Origin of the sequence: Streptomyces sp. BK340 (assembly GCF_007827595.1) — a bacterium.
Taxonomy (GTDB): Bacteria; Actinomycetota; Actinomycetes; order Streptomycetales; family Streptomycetaceae; genus Streptomyces.
In genome coordinates this window covers 45,188-63,424 of record NZ_VISR01000006.1, presented here as the reverse complement: position 1 = coordinate 63,424, position 18,237 = coordinate 45,188, and the positions used below count along the sequence as shown (strand labels likewise).

The 18,237-nt window shown below is 70.4% G+C and carries 16 protein-coding genes; 6 read left to right on the top strand and 10 right to left on the bottom strand.

Going from position 1 to position 18,237, the window contains the following annotated elements; all coding sequences use genetic code 11:
* Positions 1 to 83: 83 nt before the first annotated feature.
* Positions 84 to 2,084 (bottom strand): serine/threonine-protein kinase, encoded by a 2,001-nt coding sequence (locus FB157_RS14285; protein WP_186581520.1) that lies wholly within the window; start codon positions 2,082 to 2,084, stop codon positions 84 to 86.
* 169 nt (positions 2,085 to 2,253) lie between these two features.
* On the opposite strand from FB157_RS14285, the gene FB157_RS14280 reads away from it, so the two are divergent.
* Positions 2,254 to 3,294 (top strand): serine hydrolase, encoded by a 1,041-nt coding sequence (locus tag FB157_RS14280; RefSeq protein WP_145879565.1) that lies wholly within the window; start codon positions 2,254 to 2,256, stop codon positions 3,292 to 3,294.
* Positions 3,295 to 3,423: 129 nt separating this feature from the next.
* Here FB157_RS14280 and FB157_RS14275 read toward each other — a convergent pair whose 3' ends face one another.
* Entirely contained in the window at positions 3,424 to 5,133 is a 1,710-nt protein-coding gene (locus FB157_RS14275; RefSeq protein WP_145879564.1) for a glycerol-3-phosphate dehydrogenase/oxidase, read from the bottom strand.
* Between the two features lie 284 nt (positions 5,134 to 5,417).
* Here FB157_RS14275 and FB157_RS14270 point away from each other — a divergent pair, with 284 nt between their 5' ends.
* The gene (locus tag FB157_RS14270) at positions 5,418 to 6,626 is read left to right on the top strand and encodes a nucleotide sugar dehydrogenase (protein ID WP_145879562.1); all 1,209 of its coding nucleotides are present in this window, start codon (positions 5,418 to 5,420) and stop codon (positions 6,624 to 6,626) included.
* Positions 6,627 to 6,716: 90 nt separating this feature from the next.
* Here FB157_RS14270 and FB157_RS14265 read toward each other — a convergent pair whose 3' ends face one another.
* The 5 genes from FB157_RS14265 to FB157_RS14245 all read right to left on the bottom strand — a co-directional run bounded on the left by FB157_RS14265 (position 6,717) and on the right by FB157_RS14245 (position 11,913).
* The gene (locus FB157_RS14265; RefSeq protein WP_145879561.1) at positions 6,717 to 7,238 is read right to left on the bottom strand and encodes a hypothetical protein; all 522 of its coding nucleotides are present in this window, start codon (positions 7,236 to 7,238) and stop codon (positions 6,717 to 6,719) included.
* 182 nt (positions 7,239 to 7,420) lie between these two features.
* Positions 7,421 to 8,545, bottom strand: coding sequence for a GuaB3 family IMP dehydrogenase-related protein (locus FB157_RS14260; RefSeq protein WP_145879559.1), 1,125 nt, complete (start codon positions 8,543 to 8,545; stop codon positions 7,421 to 7,423).
* Positions 8,546 to 8,670: 125 nt separating this feature from the next.
* Positions 8,671 to 10,176: an IMP dehydrogenase gene (gene guaB, locus FB157_RS14255; RefSeq protein WP_145879557.1), complete on the bottom strand. Its 1,506-nt coding sequence runs from the start codon at positions 10,174 to 10,176 to the stop codon at positions 8,671 to 8,673.
* A gap of 164 nt (positions 10,177 to 10,340) precedes the next feature.
* On the bottom strand, positions 10,341 to 10,928 hold the full coding sequence (locus tag FB157_RS14250; RefSeq protein ID WP_145879555.1) for a sigma-70 family RNA polymerase sigma factor: 588 nt from the start codon (positions 10,926 to 10,928) through the stop codon (positions 10,341 to 10,343).
* 373 nt (positions 10,929 to 11,301) lie between these two features.
* Positions 11,302 to 11,913 carry a response regulator transcription factor gene (locus FB157_RS14245; RefSeq protein ID WP_003948568.1) on the bottom strand — a complete coding sequence of 204 codons (612 nt, stop codon included), beginning with the start codon at positions 11,911 to 11,913 and terminating at the stop codon, positions 11,302 to 11,304.
* A gap of 381 nt (positions 11,914 to 12,294) precedes the next feature.
* Between FB157_RS14245 and FB157_RS14240 the strand changes: the two genes are divergently transcribed.
* The gene (locus tag FB157_RS14240) at positions 12,295 to 12,624 is read left to right on the top strand and encodes a WhiB family transcriptional regulator (RefSeq protein WP_145879553.1); all 330 of its coding nucleotides are present in this window, start codon (positions 12,295 to 12,297) and stop codon (positions 12,622 to 12,624) included.
* 98 nt (positions 12,625 to 12,722) lie between these two features.
* On the opposite strand, the gene FB157_RS14235 is transcribed toward FB157_RS14240, so the two are convergent.
* Positions 12,723 to 13,622, bottom strand: a complete 900-nt coding sequence (locus FB157_RS14235) for a LysR family transcriptional regulator (RefSeq protein ID WP_145879551.1) — start codon at positions 13,620 to 13,622, stop codon at positions 12,723 to 12,725.
* Between the two features lie 81 nt (positions 13,623 to 13,703).
* On the opposite strand from FB157_RS14235, the gene FB157_RS14230 reads away from it, so the two are divergent.
* From FB157_RS14230 to FB157_RS14220, 3 genes are all read left to right on the top strand, one after another.
* The gene (locus FB157_RS14230) at positions 13,704 to 14,372 is read left to right on the top strand and encodes an MOSC domain-containing protein (protein ID WP_145879549.1); all 669 of its coding nucleotides are present in this window, start codon (positions 13,704 to 13,706) and stop codon (positions 14,370 to 14,372) included.
* 52 nt (positions 14,373 to 14,424) lie between these two features.
* Positions 14,425 to 15,198 carry an SDR family oxidoreductase gene (locus FB157_RS14225; protein ID WP_145879547.1) on the top strand — a complete coding sequence of 258 codons (774 nt, stop codon included), beginning with the start codon at positions 14,425 to 14,427 and terminating at the stop codon, positions 15,196 to 15,198.
* 75 nt (positions 15,199 to 15,273) lie between these two features.
* Positions 15,274 to 15,981 carry an ester cyclase gene (locus FB157_RS14220; RefSeq protein WP_145879545.1) on the top strand — a complete coding sequence of 236 codons (708 nt, stop codon included), beginning with the start codon at positions 15,274 to 15,276 and terminating at the stop codon, positions 15,979 to 15,981.
* 73 nt (positions 15,982 to 16,054) lie between these two features.
* On the opposite strand, the gene groL is transcribed toward FB157_RS14220, so the two are convergent.
* Together groL and groES are read right to left on the bottom strand one after the other, a co-directional pair.
* Positions 16,055 to 17,677 carry a chaperonin GroEL gene (gene groL, locus FB157_RS14215; RefSeq protein ID WP_145879544.1) on the bottom strand — a complete coding sequence of 541 codons (1,623 nt, stop codon included), beginning with the start codon at positions 17,675 to 17,677 and terminating at the stop codon, positions 16,055 to 16,057.
* Positions 17,678 to 17,798: 121 nt separating this feature from the next.
* On the bottom strand, positions 17,799 to 18,107 hold the full coding sequence (gene groES, locus FB157_RS14210; RefSeq protein WP_057584642.1) for a co-chaperone GroES: 309 nt from the start codon (positions 18,105 to 18,107) through the stop codon (positions 17,799 to 17,801).
* Between the last annotated feature and the right edge of the window lie 130 nt (positions 18,108 to 18,237).

Genomic DNA, 18,237 nt, shown 5'->3' with positions numbered 1-18,237 from the left:
GCAACCATTCACGATACGTGCCGGAGGCAAGTCGCATTGAGGGGATGACGGATTCTCACGGCCCCAAACAGGGCTCGTTCACATCACGACTTGGGCTCGAACGACGTCGTCAGCGTCTTCCAGGTGGCCTTGCGCAGCGGGCTGTTCCACGCCGCGGCCTTGGCCGTGTACATCAGCCCGTACCCGAGGCTGCCGTTCACCACGAACCCCCGGTCGACAGAACGGTACTTGGTGCCGCCCTCCACGTAGGTGAACTCCCAGTCGGCCGTGTTCCAGCCGCGGTAGTCCACCTGGGCTATGCGGATCTTCCGGTACTGGGAGCGGTACATGTAGCGCTCCTGGTTCTTCCAGTCCGCCACCGGGTCGTCCTTGGGCGTGCTGGTCCAGCCGACGAGCAGCATCTGCCCGTTCGGCCCGGTGTAGCGGTCTCCGGCCTGGCCGGTGGACTTGAACTTCCACCCCTTGGGGAGTCCGATCGAGTACCCCTGGGTGCCCTTTCGGGTCGACTCCGCCGGTGCGCCGCCGCCGCTCTTCGAGCCGGACGAGCCGGAGTCGTCACCGTCGCCGGCCTGGCTCGCGCTCGTCTCCGTCGCCGAACCGGTCGTGGCGGAGGCCGAGGTCTTCCCGTCCGTCCTGGCGTCGCTGTCGGTGCCGTTCTTGCCGCCCGTGCCCTTGTCCTGCTTGGTGGAGGCGCTGGCGCTGGCCGCGGTCCTGGCACCGCCGTTCTTGCTGCCCTTGCCGTCGCCCCCGTCGAGCACGATGGTCAGCACGGTACCGATCACGGCGAGCACGACCACCACCGCGATGATCACCAGCGTCCGCCTGGGCACCACGTCGGTGAGCGGAGCTCTCGGCACCGGCCGCGGCGACAGGTCCAGGTCCGGCGGCGGCACCACGGGCCACCCGGAACTCGGCTTGTTCGCCCGGGAGTCCGGCGCGGCGGAAGCCTGGGCCGGGACGGTCGGCCGGCCGGTTGTCCCGGCACCCGTGCCCGAACCGCTCTCCGCGGCCGGCTTGCCGCCGGTGCCCGCAGCCGCCGTACCGCCACCGCTCCTGGCGCGCGCGGACGACGACGAGCCCGCCGCCCCGGCAGCCTTGCGGACCGAGCGCAGCGCCCCGCGCAGCTTCTCCCCGGCCTCCTCGCCCCGCTTGCCCTCGCGCCCCTCGGGCTGCGCCGGCAGCGGAACCACCCGGGTGGCGTCCATCGCCTCCGGCTCCGGCGCGTGGATGACCCTGTTGAGCATCGCCCGGGCACCGGCGTCGTCGAGCCGCTGGGCCGGGTCCTTGGTGAGCAGGCCGTAGATGACGTCCCGGAGCGGACCCGCGTTCTTGGGCTCCTCCAGGGGTTCGGTCATCACCGCGGTCAGCGTGGCGATCGCGGAACCCTTGTCGTACGGCGGCAGACCCTCGACCGCCGCGTACAGCAGGCCGCCCAGCGACCACAGGTCGGCCGCGGGTCCCGGCTTGTGCCCGCGGGCGCGCTCCGGGGAGATGTAGGAGGGAGCGCCGACGAGCATGCCGGTGGAGGTGATGGACGGGTCGCCCTCGACCTGCGCGATACCGAAGTCGGTGAGCACGACCCGGCCGTCGTCGGCGATGAGCACGTTGGACGGCTTCACGTCACGGTGCAGGATGCCCTCGCGGTGCGCGGAGCGCAGCACGTCGAGGATGGCCAGCCCGACCTCGGCGGCACGCCTGGGCTCCAGCAGGCCGTCCTCGCGGATGGCCTCGGCGAGGGACTTGCCCTCGACCAACTCCATGACGATCCAGGGCCGGTCGTCCTCCTCGACCACGTCGAAGACCGTCACCGCGCTGTTGTTGCGGATCCGGGCGATCGCCTTGGCCTCGCGCAGGGTGCGCGTGATCAGGCGCCGCTTCTCCTCCTCGTCGATGTTCGACGGGAACCGCAGTTCCTTGACGGCGACCGTCCGGCCGAGGGTCTCGTCCTCGGCGCGCCACACCGTGCCCATGCCGCCGCGGCCCAGCACGTCACCCAGCCGGTACCGCCCGGCGAGGAGACGACGCTCGCTCTTGTCCTGACGAGTCTCCTGACGAGATGTGCCCGCCCGCTCCGCCTCCGACATGCGTCCCCTCATGCAACCCGCCCTGACAGAGCCTCCATTGTCTCTCACCCGACAAGTGGCCGACGCCCAGGGTGCCCCTGACCCCGTCCCGGACTCCGCGCACCGCAACGCCCACTGAAGGTGAGGTTCCGCTTACCGGGATGATGGACCCGAGCAGAGAGGAGCCCGGATGCCGACGCTTCGGACAGTCCTGTCCATACCGGCGCTGCTGACCCTGCTCGCCTGCGCCACCTCCCCCGCAAACTCGGCGGCCACCGCCACGGACTCGGTCCTCCCGCTGCTGGTCACCCGGGGCGGGGCGCCCGCCGCGGCCCTGCTGGCCCTGGACGCGAACCGCTTCCACTACTCGGCCGCCGGTCCGGGCATGGCACGCGCCGACCACTTCCGCGCCGGCAGCGTCACCAAGACCTTCGTCGCCACGGTCGTGCTGCAACTGGCCGCGGAACACCGGCTGTCCCTGTCGGACACCGTGGAGCGGCACCTGCCGGGACTGCTCCGCGGACGCGGCACCGACGGACGGCACATCACCCTGCGCGCCCTGCTCACCCACACCAGCGGGCTCGCCGACTTCACCCGGGCCACCCGGGGGACCGTCCCCCTGACCCCGCCTCAGGCCGTACGCGTCGCCCTCGCCCTCCCTCCGGCCCGCCCGGGCCGCTACGCCTACTCCAGCACCAACTACGTCCTGCTCGGCATGGTCGTCCGGCAGGTCACCGGCCACTCGTACGCCACCGAGGTCCGGCGTCGGATCATCGCTCCGCTCGGTCTCACCGACACCTCCCTTCCCGGATCCCGCACTTCACTTCCGCCTCCGCACGGCCGCGCCTACGGCGCCGACGGCTCCGACGTCACCCGGCTCGACCCGCGCGTGGCCGGCGCGGCGGGTGAGCTGGTGACCACGCCGGCCGACCTGGACCGCTTCTACGCGGCCCTGCTCGGCGGCCGGCTGCTGCCCTCGCACTGGCTGCGCGAGATGCTCAACACTCGTGCCGCACATGGCTCGTACGGCATGGGGATCTTTCCGGCAAAGCTCCCGTGCGGCATCACGGTGTGGGGACACAACGGCCGGATATCCGGGAGCTACGTGCGCACCGCGGCCACCGCCGACGGCCGGCATGTCCTCACCTTCCGTGTGAACACGGACGCGATCGCAGATCCACGGCTCGAACCGGCCCTGCTCGACGCCGAGTTCTGCCCTCGCACCCGGTAGAACGCACCGGTTCCGAACGAAGATCCCGGTTCACGACACTCTTTCGAGTGAAAGCCGAAGGTGGGCCGCCGTCAGCCCGCCTCAGGCTCAGCCCACCTCAGGCTCAGCTCAGCCCACCTCAGGCTCAGCTCAGCTCAGCGGCACGATGTCCGGCGCCCCCAGCCTCGCCGCGTCCGCCGTCAGGTCGTCCGGCTGGAGCTGGGACTCCCGCTCGGCCTCGACCCGCTTCTCGTAGTGCTCCACCTCGCGCTCGATCTGGTCCTTGTCCCAGCCGAGCACGGGCGCCATCAGCTCGGCGGCCTCACGGGCGCTGCGGGTGCCCCGGTCGAAGGTCTCGATGGAGATGCGGGTACGGCGGGTGAGCACGTCGTCCAGGTGCCGGGCGCCCTCGTGCGAGGCCGCGTACACGACCTCGGCGCGCAGATAGTCGTCGGCGGCATGCAACGGCTCGCCCAGTGCGGGGTCGGCGGTGATGAGGTCCAGGATCTCCTCGGCCATCGACCCGTACCGATTCAGCAGGTGCTCCACCCGGACCACGTGCAGTCCGGTGCGGGCCGCGATCCGCGCCCGTGCGTTCCACATCGCCCGGTAGCCCTCCGCGCCCAGCAGCGGGATCTCCTCGGTGACGCAGTCGGCGACACGCATGTCGAGGCCGTGCACCGCCTCGTCGACGGCGTCCTTCGCCATCACCCGGTACGTCGTGTACTTCCCGCCCGCCACGACCACGAGACCCGGCGCCGGATGCGCCACGGTGTGCTCGCGGGACAGCTTGCTGGTGGCGTCGGACTCGCCGGCCAGCAGCGGACGCAGGCCCGCGTACACGCCCTGCACGTCGTCGCGGCTGAGCGGGACGGCGAGCACCGAGTTGGCGTGTTCCAGCAGGTAGTCGATGTCGGCGCTGGAGGCAGCAGGGTGGGCCTTGTCGAGGTCCCAGCCGGTGTCGGTGGTGCCGACGATCCAGTGCCGGCCCCAGGGGATGACGAACAGGACCGACTTCTCCGTGCGCAGGATCAGACCGGTGGTGGAGTGGATGCGGTCCTTGGGCACGACCAGGTGGATGCCCTTGGAGGCGCGGACGTGGAACTGGCCCCGCTCCCCCACCATGGCCTGCGTGTCGTCGGTCCACACGCCGGTGGCGTTGACGATCTGCTGGGCGCGGATCTCGTACTCCCCGCCGCCCTCCACGTCCTGCACCCGGGCGCCGACCACCCGCTCGCCCTCGCGCAGGAACCCGGTCACGCGGGCCCGGTTGGCCACCTTCGCGCCGTAGGACGCCGCCGTGCGCACCAGGGTCGCCACATAGCGGGCGTCGTCCATCTGCGCGTCGTAGTACTGGAGGGCGCCGACCAGGGCGTCCTTCTTCAGGCAGGGGGCGACGCGCAGGGCGTGACGGCGGGTCAGGTGGCGGTGCAGCGGCAGACCCCGGCCGTGTCCGCGGGCCATGGACATCGCGTCGTACAGGGCCACGCCCGAGCCCGCGTACACGCGCTCCCAGCCCTTGTGCTGCAGCGGGTAGAGGAAGGGCACCGGCTTGACCAGGTGCGGGGCGAGCCGCTCCAGGAGCAGGCCGCGCTCCTTGAGTGCCTCGCGGACCAGGGCGAAGTCGAGCATCTCCAGATAGCGCAGGCCGCCGTGGACGAGCTTGCTCGATCTGCTGGAGGTGCCGGAGGCCCAGTCGCGGGCCTCGACCAGGCCGGTGGACAGGCCGCGGGTCACGGCGTCCAGCGCGGTCCCGGCGCCGACCACTCCGCCGCCGACCACCAGCACGTCCAGCTCGCGCTCCGCCATCGCCGCCAGTGCCTCGGCGCGCTGCGCCGGACCCAGAGTCGCTGTCCTCACCGCTGCCTCCCGCTGTCGAAGAACTCGCTCGCGTCGGCCGCACCCGGGTGGGCGAAGCCCCGGTTCATCCCCTCCTCATGCCCAAATTCTGACCGGCTTGCCCGACTTCAGCCACCACGGGCTTCCAACCTGTGGACAACACGAACACAACCCCCGGAAGACACACGAACACAATCCCACATAACGGTCATATTTACTCCTAGTGTGACAGTGCGCTCGCTCTGGCAGTCCACAGCGGTTGCGCATCTGTCCCGCTTCGGTTACTGGGAAGGACGGGCCACGCCATGCCCGCAGATCTCGCCGTCATCGGACTCGGTCCCTGCGGCCTGCCGCTCGCCCAGGCCGCCGTCGCCGCAGGCATCCCGACCATCGGGTACGCCACCGGCCCCGAGGCGGGTTCGCTCAGCCCGGCCGAGCTGCGGCGGATGCACGCGGCCGGCTTCCGGCCCGCCACCGACCCGGTCCAGCTCGGCCGGGTGCGCACCGCCGTGATCTGCGCGCCCACCCCGCGCGGCGCCGACGGCGGGGTCGACCTCGGCCAGGTGGAGGCGGCCGCCCGCACCCTGGCGGAGCGGCTGCGCCCGCACACCACGGTCATCCTGGAGTCGCCCGTGCTCCCCGGAACCACCGAGAAGTTCCTGCGTCCCCTGCTGGAGGAGGGCTCGGGGCTGCGCGCCGGCCGCGACTTCCACCTCGCCTACTCGCCCAGCCGCGTCGACCCCGGCAACCGTGACCGCACCCCCTCCGGCACGCCGAAGGTCATCGGAGGCCTCACCCCCGCCTGCACCGAGTCGGCCGCGGCCTTCTACGGACGGCTCACCGACAAGGTGGTACGCGCGCGCGGACTGCGCGAGGCGGAGGCCGTACAGGTCCTGGAGACCAACTACCGCCACGTCAACATCGCGCTGGTCAACGAGATGGCCGTCCTCTGCAACGAGCTGGGCGTCGACCTGTGGGACGTCATCCGCTGCGCGGAGACCAAGCCGTTCGGCTTCCAGGCGTTCCGGCCGGGCCCGGGCGTCGGCGGGCACGGCGTCGCGCAGGACCTCAGCGGCCACGCGAGCCGCACGCTGCGCATGGTGGAGCTGGCCCAGCAGGTCAACCACCGCATGCCCCGGTACGTCGTCCAGCGCGCCGCCACGCTCCTGAACGAGCACGGCAAGTCCGCGCGCGGTGCCCGCGTCCTGCTCCTCGGCGTCACCTACAAGCCCGACCTCGCCGACCTGCAGGGCACCCCCGCCCGGGAGATCGCCGTCCGCCTGATGGAACTGGGCGCCTCGGTCAGCTACCACGACCCGTACGTGCCGTCCTGGAGCGTCCTGGACCGCCCGGTCCCCCGTGCGGACTCCCTGTACGAGGCGGCCGCCGACGCCGACCTGACGATCCTGCTCCAGCAGCACCGGACGTACGACCTGCAGGGCCTGTCGGTGAAGGCCCAGTTGCTGCTGGACACCCGAGGGGCCACACCCACGGGGGCTGCGCACCGTTTGTGAGCCCGCCCCGCGCGGCGGCCGGCCCGGGAAGCCCGGGAAGCGAAACGGCCCACCGGTCGGACCGGTGGGCCGTTCGTCAGGGCAGACGGATCACCTGGCCGAGTGCTCGTAGCGGTAGCCGACCGCCTTGCGGGCGATCCCCTTGCCCACGGACTTGCCAGTGATCTTGCTGTACACGTTGAACGAGTACTCCTTGTACAGCGGGTACGCGTTCAGGGTGCCGAACTTGCCCCTGGGTACGTCCCAGCTGCCCGCCATGCTCTTCGTGCGGGACTTCGTGACGTCGAAGCCGACGGCCCCGGACACCGCTTCCGCGGTCACCGTGATGTTCGTGCTCCTCGTGTTGCTCACCGTTTCGATGGCCGTCAGCGTGAGCGTCATGGGGCCTCGCCCCTGAACGACGGCGATGGAGTCCTTGCCCTCCACCAGCCCGTGGTACTTGACGCTCTTGATGCCGCACAGGGCCGGGTTGTAGTCGAGCCGCATGCTCCGGCACGGCGTCCTCGAGGCGGCGCCGGCCTCACCGGTCATGCCCACGGTGCCCGTGAGGACGGCAAGGGCGACGGCTGCGGCGCGTACGCCACGGGATACGGCAGAGTTGGTCGATCGCAACGGAGTTCCCCTCGTTCTGCTGCTGGTCAAGCAGCAGAACGAGACTAACGATGTCAGGAACACAACAGATAACCGGAACCGGGTATCTGATCAACATTTGAGCCTTGTCCCAGCACAGACAGGGGAACAAGGGGCCCGGACCGGACGGGACACGGTCCGAGCCCTCAGCGCGAGCCGGTGGGCTACCGCCGGTGCTGGCTGTCCGCCACCGTCACCTCGACCCGCTGGAACTCCTTGAGCTCGCTGTAGCCGGTCGTGGCCATGGCGCGGCGCAGGGCACCGAAGAAGTTCATCGAGCCGTCCGGGGTGTGGGACGGGCCGGTGAGGATCTCCTCGATCGTGCCGACCGTGCCCAGGTCGACCTTCTTGCCGCGGGGCAGCTCCTCGTTGACCGCCTCCATGCCCCAGTGGTGGCCCTTGCCGGGCGCGTCCGTGGCCCGGGCCAGCGGGGAGCCCATCATCACGGAGTCGGCACCGCAGGCGATCGCCTTCGGGAGGTCGCCGGACCAGCCGACGCCGCCGTCCGCGATCACGTGCACGTACCGGCCGCCGGACTCGTCCATGTAGTCGCGGCGGGCCGCGGCCACGTCGGCGACCGCGGTGGCCATCGGGACCTGGATGCCGAGCACGTTGCGCGTGGTGTGCGCGGCGCCACCGCCGAAGCCGACCAGGACACCGGCCGCGCCGGTGCGCATCAGGTGCAGCGCGGCGGTGTAGGTGGCACAGCCGCCGACGATCACCGGGACGTCCAGCTCGTAGATGAACTGCTTCAGGTTCAGCGGCTCGTGCGAGCCGGAGACGTGCTCCGCCGAGACCGTCGTACCGCGAATGACGAAGATGTCCACGCCCGCGTCCACGACCGCCTTGGAGAACTGGGCGGTGCGCTGCGGGGAGAGCGCGGCCGCCGTGACCACACCGGAGTCGCGCACCTCCTTGATGCGGGCACCGATCAGCTCCTCCTTGATGGGAGCCGCGTAGATCTCCTGGAGGCGGCGGGTCGCCTGCTCGGCGGGCAGCCCGGCGATCTCGTCGAGCAGCGGCTGCGGGTCCTCGTACCGCGTCCACAGGCCCTCGAGGTTCAGCACCCCGAGGCCGCCCAGCTCGCCGATCCGGATCGCGGTGGCCGGGGAGACGACCGAGTCCATGGGGGCTGCCAGGAAGGGCAGCTCGAAGCGGTAGGCGTCGATCTGCCAGGCGATCGAGACCTCCTTCGGGTCCCGCGTACGGCGGCTGGGGACGACGGCGATGTCGTCGAAGGCGTACGCCCGGCGGCCGCGCTTGCCGCGCCCGATCTCGATCTCAGTCACGTCTTGGCCTTTCCCTGATGCATTGCAGCGTCTTCCAGTATCGCCGACACGTACGACAAGGGCGGCCCCGGATGCTCCGGGACCGCCCTCGCACGGCCTGTACGGCCCTCACGCGTGCGCGTGCGTCACTTCTTGCTGCTGTAGTTCGGCGCCTCGACCGTCATCTGGATGTCGTGCGGGTGGCTCTCCTTGAGGCCCGCCGAGGTGATCCGCACGAAGCGGCCCTTGGACTCCATCTCCTCGATGGTGGCGGCGCCCACGTAGCCCATGGTCTGGCGCAGACCGCCGACGAGCTGGTGCAGCACGTTGGAGAGCGGGCCGCGGTAGGGCACCTGGCCCTCGACGCCCTCGGGCACGAGCTTCTCGTCGGAGGACACCTCGGCCTGGAAGTAGCGGTCCTTCGAGTACGACTTGCCCTGGCCACGGGACTGCATGGCGCCCAGCGAGCCCATGCCGCGGTACGACTTGAACTGCTTGCCGTTGATGAACATCAGCTCGCCCGGCGACTCCTCGCAGCCGGCGAGGAGGCTGCCCAGCATGACCGTGTCCGCACCGGCGGCGAGCGCCTTGCCGATGTCGCCGGAGTACTGCAGACCGCCGTCGCCGATCAGCGGGATGCCCGCCGGACGGGCGGCGAGGGAGGCCTCGTAGATGGCGGTGACCTGCGGGACGCCGATGCCGGCGACCACGCGGGTGGTGCAGATCGAGCCCGGGCCGACACCCACCTTGATGCCGTCGACACCGGCGTCGATGAGCGCCTGGGCGCCGTCACGGGTGGCGACGTTGCCGCCGATCACGTCGACGTTCACGCTGGACTTGATCTTCGCCATCCAGGCGAGGGCGTTGCTGTTGTGGCCGTGCGAGGTGTCGACGACCAGGAAGTCCGCACCGGCCTCGGCGAGCGCCTGGGCGCGCTCCAGCGCCTCGGGGCTGGCACCGACGGCGGCACCGACGAGCAGACGGCCCTCGGCGTCCTTGGCGGCGTTGGGGTACTTCTCGGCCTTGACGAAGTCCTTGACCGTGATCAGGCCCTTGAGGACGCCCTCACCGTCGACCAGCGGCAGCTTCTCGATCTTGTGCTTGCGCAGCAGCTCCATGGCCTCGGGCCCGGAGATGCCGACCTTGCCGGTGACCAGCGGCATCGGGGTCATGACCTCGCGCACCTGGCGCGTGCGGTCGCTCTCGAAGGCCATGTCGCGGTTGGTGACGATGCCCAGGAGCTTGCCGGCCGGGTCGGTGACCGGGACACCGCTGATGCGGAACTTGGCGCACAGGGCGTCGGCCTCGGCGAGCGTGGCCTCCGGGTGCACCGTGATCGGGTCGGTGACCATGCCGGACTCGGACCGCTTCACCAGGTCGACCTGGTTGACCTGGTCCTCGACGGAGAGGTTGCGGTGCAGCACGCCGACGCCGCCCAGCCGGGCCATCGCGATCGCCATGCGGGACTCGGTCACCTTGTCCATCGCCGCCGACAGCAGCGGGATGTTGACCCGGACATTGCGGGAGATGCGGGACGAGGTGTCGACCGCGTTGGGGAGCACCTCGGATGCGCCCGGCAGCAGCAGCACGTCGTCGTAGGTCAGCCCGAGTGTCGCGAATTTACCGGGCACTCCGTCGACGTTTGCAGTCATGACACCTTCCCCAAATGGCCTTGATCGGTGCGGATGTCCATGCTAACGGGAAGCACGGCTAGCAAATTCCACGGTCCGGGATGACTTCAGGCTTCGTATGTTCGTACGGAAACGAACGCAGGCCTGTTCAAAAAAGGGAGCTACAGGGGCTCCACCCAGGGCGGTTACTGCTCGGCGAGCGCGCGCAGCCGGCTCAGCGCCCGATGCTGGGCCACCCGCACGGCGCCGGGTGACATTCCCAACATCTGCCCCGTCTCCTCCGCGGTCAAGCCCACGGCGATACGCAGCAGGAGCAGTTCTCGCTGGTTCTCCGGGAGATTGGCCAGCAGCTTCTTGGCCCATTCGGCGTCGCTGCTGAGCAGGGCGCGCTCCTCGGGGCCCAGGGAGTCGTCGGGGCGTTCCGGCATCTCGTCCGAGGGGACGGCCGTGGAGCCCGGGTGGCGCATCGCGGCGCGCTGGAGGTCGGCGACCTTGTGCGAGGCGATGGCGAAGACGAAGGCCTCGAAGGGGCGGCCGGTGTCGCGGTAGCGCGGCAGCGCGAGGAGGACGGCGACACAGACCTCCTGGGCGAGGTCCTCCACGAAGTGGCGTGCGTCGCCGGGCAGCCGGGACAGCCGGGTGCGGCAGTAGCGCAGGGCCAGGGGGTGCACATGGGCGAGCAGATCGTGCGTGGCCTGCTCGTCCCCGTCGACGGCACGATGCACGAGCGCACCGATCGCCCCTGGGACCGTGCCCGCCTCGTCGTCGCGCATCGGTCCATGGTGCCCTGCGGCCGTCCGGTCCGTCGCATCGTGTTCGTGGTTGTGCACCGAAGCGTTATGAGCAGGTGCGCCGGCACTCATCCCCTGCGCCCTCCCCTTCCGCTCGACCGACTCGTCCCCGAGAGACTCCACATCTCAAGGATGCGGCATCCGCGCCGAAACGAGCACCGCACGCTCCGCACCGGCCCCCGCAAGGGCGTGAGTGGTGGATCCGCCCCCACGGACACAGAGCAAAGCAGCAGGTCAGACAGATGCTCGCGAATTCCGGGCGAGACGGATCCACCACTCGCCGCCGACCACACCCACACCCGGGGGTGAGCCGGGCCGGAGGCGAGTGCCCGCGGCCGGCTCATCCGGCCGGGGTCTAGCGGACCAGACCCCAGCGGAAGCCCAGGGCCACCGCGTGGGCGCGGTCCGAGGCGCCGAGCTTCTTGAAGAGCCGACGGGCGTGGGTCTTGACGGTGTCCTCGGAGAGGAACAGCTCGCGGCCGATCTCGGCGTTCGAGCGGCCGTGGCTCATCCCCTCCAGCACCTGGATCTCACGCGCGGTGAGGGTGGGCGCGGCGCCCATCTCGGCCGAACGGAGGCGCCGCGGGGCGAGACGCCAGGTCGGGTCGGCGAGGGCCTGGGTGACCGTGGCCCGCAGCTCCGCGCGCGAGGCGTCCTTGTGCAGGTAGCCACGGGCGCCGGCGGCGACCGCCAGGGCCACTCCGTCCAGGTCCTCGGCGACGGTGAGCATGATGATGCGCGCGCCCGGGTCGGCGGACAGCAGCCGGCGCACGGTCTCGACGCCGCCCAGGCCGGGCATGCGTACATCCATCAGGATGAGGTCGGAGCGGTCGGCGCCCCAGCGGCGGAGGACTTCCTCGCCGTTGGCCGCCGTCGTCACACGCTCGACACCGGGCACGGTCGCGACCGCGCGGCGGAGCGCCTCTCGGGCAAGCGGGGAGTCGTCGCAGACGAGGACGGATGTCATGACCGCCCTCCGCAGCTGATGCGCGTCACCTTGAGCCTCCAGGCTGGTACGGAATCGTCACCTGTGCGGTCGACCGTCTCGGACGCCTGCCCGAGCGCTTGTGTTTTCAACCGCCTCCGCACTCTCAACGACGGTCACTCGAAAGAGTTACGGGGCTGCGTGCCGTCTTCGGCACTCTACGTGAGGGCGCCGACACGGTGCAGACATGCCCAACGGACCCTCAAGTTTTCATCACAACCCATGCCCCATTTAGCCGTTTTTGCTCCCGTTTCTCGGTGTCTAGAGCTAGATTCGCAATGAGTCATATTTTCATCTCCTTAGACCGGAGATGTACGGTCGATGGCACCGTATCCGCTCAGAACGGCTACAAGGGGTCACGTAATGGCAGATTTCTCCCGCCTTCCCGGACCGAACGCGGACCTGTGGGACTGGCAGTTGCTCGCTGCCTGCCGCGGGGTGGACAGCTCACTCTTCTTCCACCCGGAGGGCGAGCGCGGGGCGGCTCGGAGCGCTCGCGAGAACTCGGCCAAGGAGGTCTGCATGAGGTGCCCGGTCCGTGCGGAGTGCGCGGCGCACGCGCTGGCGGTGCGCGAGCCGTACGGCGTCTGGGGCGGCCTGACCGAGGACGAGCGCGAGGAGTTGATGGGGCGGGCGCGCAACCGGCTGGTGTCGGCGTCGACGACCAGCGGGGGCTCCGCACCGCACGCATGAAGGAACGTTTCTGCGATAACTCGGCACCCGGGCACGCGCATGCGTGCCCGTGACCCTTCGGACGCCGCCCCTCGTCCGGAGGCCCCCGCTCACCTGTGTCACCGCCGCCCGGCCGCCCGGGCGAGCTGCTCAAGCGTCGCCGCCACGGCCGGCACCTGTGCCAGGTCGGGCAGGGTGAGAGCGACGATCTGCCGCCGTACCGCGGGCTCCAGCGCCACCGTACGCACCCCCCGGGGCCGCACCGAATCCACCGCGAGCTGCGGCAGTACGGCGACGCCTAGGCCCGCGCCGACCAGGCCGACCACCGCCGGGTAGTCGTCGGTCGCGAAGTCGATGCGGGGCGTGAAGCCCTCGCTCTCGCACACCTCCACCAGCTGGCCGCGACAGCGCGGACACCCCGCGATCCAGGGCTCCCGGGCCAGCTCCCCGATGGCGACGGACTCCGCGCGCGCGAGCCGGTGCCGCTCGGGCACCAGGGCGACCAGACGGTCGGCCAGCAGGGGCCGTACGACGAGGTCGTCCCACTCGTCGGCGACCGCCGCTCCCTCGTAGCGGAAGGCGAGCGCCAGGTCGCAGTCGCCCTCGCGCAGCAGCTCGACGGACTTGGGGGGCTCGGCCTCCTCCAGCGAGACGCGGGTGCCGGGGTGGGCGGCGCGCAGGGCGGCCAGGGCGGTGGGGACCAGGGTGGAGCTGCCGCTCGGGAAGGAGACCAGCCGGACCCGGCCGGCCCTCAGGCCCGCGATCGCGGCGACCTCCTCCTCGGCCGCGGTGAGCCCGGCGAGGATTCCGGAGGCGTGCCGGACCAGGGCCTCGCCGGCCTGGGTAAGTCGCATCTCGCGGCCGCTGCGGACCAGCAGCGGGGTGCCGACCGAGGACTCCAGGGCCTTCATCTGCTGGCTGACGGCGGGCTGGGTGCAGCCCAGCTCGCGCCCGGCCGCCGAGAAGGAACCGGTGGTGGCGACTGCACGCAGGACGCGGAGATGACGGGCCTCGATCACTCCCCGAGCATAAGCCTGGCTTGGACATGGCGCCGCATACTGCGTCGACGCTTTGGGGTGCGGTCCCGTACCGTGCGAAGCATGAAGCTTCTCTCGGTCAATCTGGGCCGCCCGACGCCGGTGCCGTACACGGACCAGGCGGAGGGTGTGACCGGCATCGACAAGCGGCCCACGGACGGGCCGGTAAGAGTGGCGGCTCCGGGGCCCAAGGGCGTCGGCGGGAGCGGGCTGGCCGGGGACGCGGTGTGCGAGCTGCGCCACCACGGCGGCTACGACCAGGCGGTGTACGCCTTCGCGCGCGAGGACCTCGACGACTGGGAGCGGGAGCTGGACAAGCCGTTGGCCAATGGCTGCTTCGGCGAGAACCTCACGACGGAGGGCCTGGACGTGTCCGGGGCGCTGATCGGCGAGCGCTGGCGGATCGGGACCGAGGTGGTGCTGGAGGTGACGTCGGGGCGGATCCCGTGCCGTACGTTCCAGGGCCATCTGGGCGAGCGGGGCTGGGTGAAGAGGTTCACCCGGAAGGGCGCGACGGGTGCCTACCTGAGGGTGATCGAACGGGGTGAGATCAGGGCGGCCGATCCGATCGAGATCGTGCACCGGCCGGACCACACGGTGACGGCGGCGATGCAGTTCCGCGCCGTCACCACCGAGCGGGAGCTGCTGCCGCAGCTGCTCGTGGCGGGCGAGGCGCTGCACTCCGAGACGCTGGCCGCGGCCCGCAAGTACGTCGCCGGACAGGGCCGCTGAGAGGCCGTCACGGTCAGCGGACGCCGTCGCTCCGGGTCACTACCCTTGGGCCATGACAACGGCTCTGATTACGGGATCGACCGCGGGAATCGGTGCCGCGTTCGCGCGGCGGCTGGCGGCTGACGGGCATGACCTCGTCCTGGTGGCCCGGGACGCCAAACGGCTGCGCGAGCAGGCGACCGAGTTGCACGACCGGCACGGCATCGAGGCGGAGGTGCTGAGCGCCGACCTCGCCGAGGACAAGGGCATCGAGGCGGTGGCCGAGCGGCTGAGCGACCGGAAGAACCCGGTCGACCTGCTGGTCAACAACGCCGGCTTCGGCAACAAGGGCCGCTATCTCGAAGTGTCCATGGCCGACGAGCTGAAGATGCTCAAGGTGCACTGCGAGGCGGTGCTGCGGCTGACGTCGGCGGCGTCCGAGGCGATGCGCGAGCGCGGCCGCGGCGGCGTGGTGAACGTCGCCTCGGTGGCGGCCTTCGTGCCCCGGGGCACCTACGGCGCGTCGAAGGCCTGGGTCGTGCAGTTCACCCAGGGCGCGGCGAAGGACCTTGCGGGCAGCGGCGTGCGGCTGATGGCGCTGTGCCCCGGTTTCGTGCGCACCGAGTTCCACCAGCGGGCCGGGATGGGCACGGACAACATCCCGGGCTGGATGTGGCTGGACGCGGACAAGCTGGTCGCGGCGGCCCTGGCCGACCTCGCGCGCGGCAAGACCCTGTCCATCCCGGACCCCCGGTACAAGGCGCTGATGGGCCTGGTGAAGGTCGCCCCGCGCGGGCTGATGGGCGGCATCAGCTCGAGGACGGGGCGCAAGTACGGGCCGCAGTAGGACGGGTGGCGTCCGCGTTCCGGTGGGAAAATGGGCCTGACGGATCCGGGACCCAGGGGGCCGGGAGGCGGCGCCATGACGTTCGTACAGCTCATCGACTGCAGGACCAGCCGGATCGACGAGATGAACCGGCTGATGGACCAGTGGGTCGAACAGACCAAGGGGAAGCGGACCGCGACGCACGCGGTGGTCGGCAAGGACCGCTCGGACGCGTCGCACGTCATCGAGATCGTGGAGTTCCCGTCGTACGAGGAGGCGATGCGGAACTCGAACCTGCCGGAGACCGACCGGATCTTCCGGGATCTGGTCGCCCTGTGCGACGAGATGCCCACGTTCACGGACCTGGACGTCGTGCGCGACGAGCCGTTGTACGCGGCCCAGGCACGCCGGTTCTTCGACACCGTCGCGATACAGGGGCCGTTGCCCGCGCTGAACGACCTGATCGCGGAGCACTACCACGACCACGATCCGGCCAACGAGCAGGACCAGCTGGGCCTGGACAACATGCGGCGCGAGATCGAGATGTGGCGGAACGCCTTCGACTTCACGTTCACGGTCGAGGACCAGATCACCCAGTCGGACCGGGTCTGCACCCGCTGGAGCTGGAACGGCATCCAGACAGGCGAGTTCATGGGCCTGCCCAACACCGGCCGGCAGGTGTCGATGACCGGTACGACCGTCTTCCGGTTCGACCACGACGGCAAGATCTGCGAGTCCTGGTGGCAGTACGACCGGCTAGGGCTGCTGGGGCAGTTGGGCGCGCTGGACGAGCTGGAGAAGTAGGGCGCACGGCAGCGGGGCGCACGGCGAAGGCCCGGCACCCCCTCGGGGCGCCGGGCCTCAGTGCTGAGGTGCCTCAGTGGGCGTGGCCGTGGCCGTGGCCCGCCTCGGCCGGCTCCTCTTCCTTCTTCTCGACGACCAGGGTCTCGGTCGTGAGCAGCAGGGAGGCGATGGAGGCGGCGTTCTCCAGGGCGGAGCGGGTGACCTTGACCGGGTCGATGACGCCGGCCTTGATCAGGTCGCCGTACTCGCCGGAGGCGGCGTTGTAGCCGTTGCCCTTCTCCAGCTCCGCCACCTTGGAGACGATGACGTAGCCCTCGAGGCCGGCGTTCTCGGCGATCCAGCGCAGCGGCTCGACGGCGGCGCGGCGGACGACCGAGACACCCGTGGCCTCGTCGCCGTCCTTGCCGAGGTTGCCCTCGAGCACCTTGACGGCGTGGACCAGCGCGGAGCCACCACCGGAGACGATGCCCTCCTCGACCGCGGCGCGGGTCGCGGAGATGGCGTCCTCCAGACGGTGCTTCTTCTCCTTCAGCTCCACCTCGGTGGCGGCGCCGACCTTGATGACGCACACGCCGCCGGCCAGCTTCGCGAGGCGCTCCTGGAGCTTCTCGCGGTCCCAGTCGGAGTCGGTGTTCTCGATCTCGGCCTTGATCTGGTTGACCCGGCCGACGACGTCCTCGGAGTTGCCGGCACCGTCGACGATGGTGGTGTCGTCCTTGGTGACCGTCACGCGGCGGGCGGAGCCCAGCACGTCCAGACCGGCCTGGTCGAGCTTGAGGCCGACCTCCTCGGAGATGACCGTGGCGCCGGTGAGGACGGCCATGTCCTGCAGCATCGCCTTGCGGCGGTCGCCGAAGCCGGGGGCCTTCACCGCGACGGCGTTGAAGGTGCCACGGATCTTGTTCACGACCAGGGTCGACAGGGCCTCGCCCTCGACGTCCTCGGCGATGATCAGCAGCGGCTTGGAGGCACCCGCCTGGATGACCTTCTCCAGCAGCGGCAGCAGGTCCTGGATCGAGGTGATCTTGCCCTGGTTGATGAGGATGTAGGGGTCCTCGAGGACCGCCTCCATGCGCTCCTGGTCCGTCACGAAGTACGGCGACAGGTAGCCCTTGTCGAAGGCCATGCCCTCGGTGAAGTCGAGCTCCAGACCGAAGGTGTTGGACTCCTCGACGGTGATGACACCGTCCTTGCCGACCTTGTCCATCGCCTCGGCGATGAGCTCGCCGACCTGCTGGTCCTGGGCGGACAGCGCGGCGACGGCGGCGATGTCGGACTTCTCCTCGATCGGGCGGGCCGACGCGAGCAGGTCCTCGGAGACGGCGGCGACGGCCGCGTCGATGCCCTTCTTGAGGGCGGCCGGGGAGGCACCGGCGGCGACGTTCTTCAGGCCCTCGCGGACCAGCGCCTGGGCCAGCACGGTGGCGGTGGTCGTACCGTCACCCGCGATGTCGTTGGTCTTGGTCGCCACCTCCTTCACCAGCTGGGCGCCGAGGTTCTCGTACGGGTCCTCGACCTCGACCTCGCGGGCGATCGTGACACCGTCGTTGGTGATGGTGGGAGCGCCGAACTTCTTGTCGATGACGACGTTGCGGCCCTTGGGGCCGATCGTCACCTTCACCGTGTCGGCCAGCTTGTTGACGCCGCGCTCGAGGGCGCGACGGGCGTCCTCGTCGAACTTCAGGATCTTCGCCATGACAGCGGGAGCCCTCTCGGAGATCTGTGGATGAAAAAAGAACTGCGCCCCGGGCGCCCGGCTTCTTATGTGGTCGCGGGGGCCAGGGGCGCAGCTGGAAGCAACTGAGTGCTTGAGGTGATTACTTCTCGATGATCGCGAGAACGTCGCGAGCCGAGAGGACGAGGAACTCCTCGCCGTTGTACTTCACCTCGGTGCCGCCGTACTTGCTGTACAGGACGACGTCGCCGACCTTGACGTCGAGCGGAAGGCGCTCGCCGTTCTCGAAGCGACCCGGGCCCACGGCGAGGACGGCGCCCTCCTGGGGCTTCTCCTTCGCAGTGTCCGGGATGACCAGGCCAGAGGCGGTGGTCTGCTCGGCGTCGAGCGGCTGGACCACGATGCGGTCCTCGAGCGGCTTGATGGCAACCTTGGAGCTGGTGGTCGTCACGATCCGACCTCCCCCTTCGGAGATCTCACGGGGTTTGACTGTCTGAGGTGGCGACCAGGTCGATCCGTCGTCGCGGGTGCCGGACCTGCCCGTCGCGTTGTTGGCACTCTCCAGGGAGGAGTGCCAGAGC

What these genes read in the sequence shown, in the direction of transcription:
- groL (WP_145879544.1), bottom strand. Translation starts at nt 17,677, where the DNA reads ATGGCGAAGATCCTGAAGTTCGACGAGGACGCCCGTCGCGCCCTCGAG.
- FB157_RS14240 (WP_145879553.1), top strand. Translation starts at nt 12,295, where the DNA reads ATGGCAGATTTCTCCCGCCTTCCCGGACCGAACGCGGACCTGTGGGAC.
- FB157_RS14225 (WP_145879547.1), top strand. Translation starts at nt 14,425, where the DNA reads ATGACAACGGCTCTGATTACGGGATCGACCGCGGGAATCGGTGCCGCG.
- FB157_RS14220 (WP_145879545.1), top strand. Translation starts at nt 15,274, where the DNA reads ATGACGTTCGTACAGCTCATCGACTGCAGGACCAGCCGGATCGACGAG.
- FB157_RS14280 (WP_145879565.1), top strand. Translation starts at nt 2,254, where the DNA reads ATGCCGACGCTTCGGACAGTCCTGTCCATACCGGCGCTGCTGACCCTG.
- guaB (WP_145879557.1), bottom strand. Translation starts at nt 10,176, where the DNA reads ATGACTGCAAACGTCGACGGAGTGCCCGGTAAATTCGCGACACTCGGG.
- FB157_RS14230 (WP_145879549.1), top strand. Translation starts at nt 13,704, where the DNA reads ATGAAGCTTCTCTCGGTCAATCTGGGCCGCCCGACGCCGGTGCCGTAC.
- FB157_RS14250 (WP_145879555.1), bottom strand. Translation starts at nt 10,928, where the DNA reads ATGCGCGACGACGAGGCGGGCACGGTCCCAGGGGCGATCGGTGCGCTC.
- FB157_RS14285 (WP_186581520.1), bottom strand. Translation starts at nt 2,084, where the DNA reads ATGTCGGAGGCGGAGCGGGCGGGCACATCTCGTCAGGAGACTCGTCAG.
- FB157_RS14245 (WP_003948568.1), bottom strand. Translation starts at nt 11,913, where the DNA reads ATGACATCCGTCCTCGTCTGCGACGACTCCCCGCTTGCCCGAGAGGCG.
- FB157_RS14270 (WP_145879562.1), top strand. Translation starts at nt 5,418, where the DNA reads ATGCCCGCAGATCTCGCCGTCATCGGACTCGGTCCCTGCGGCCTGCCG.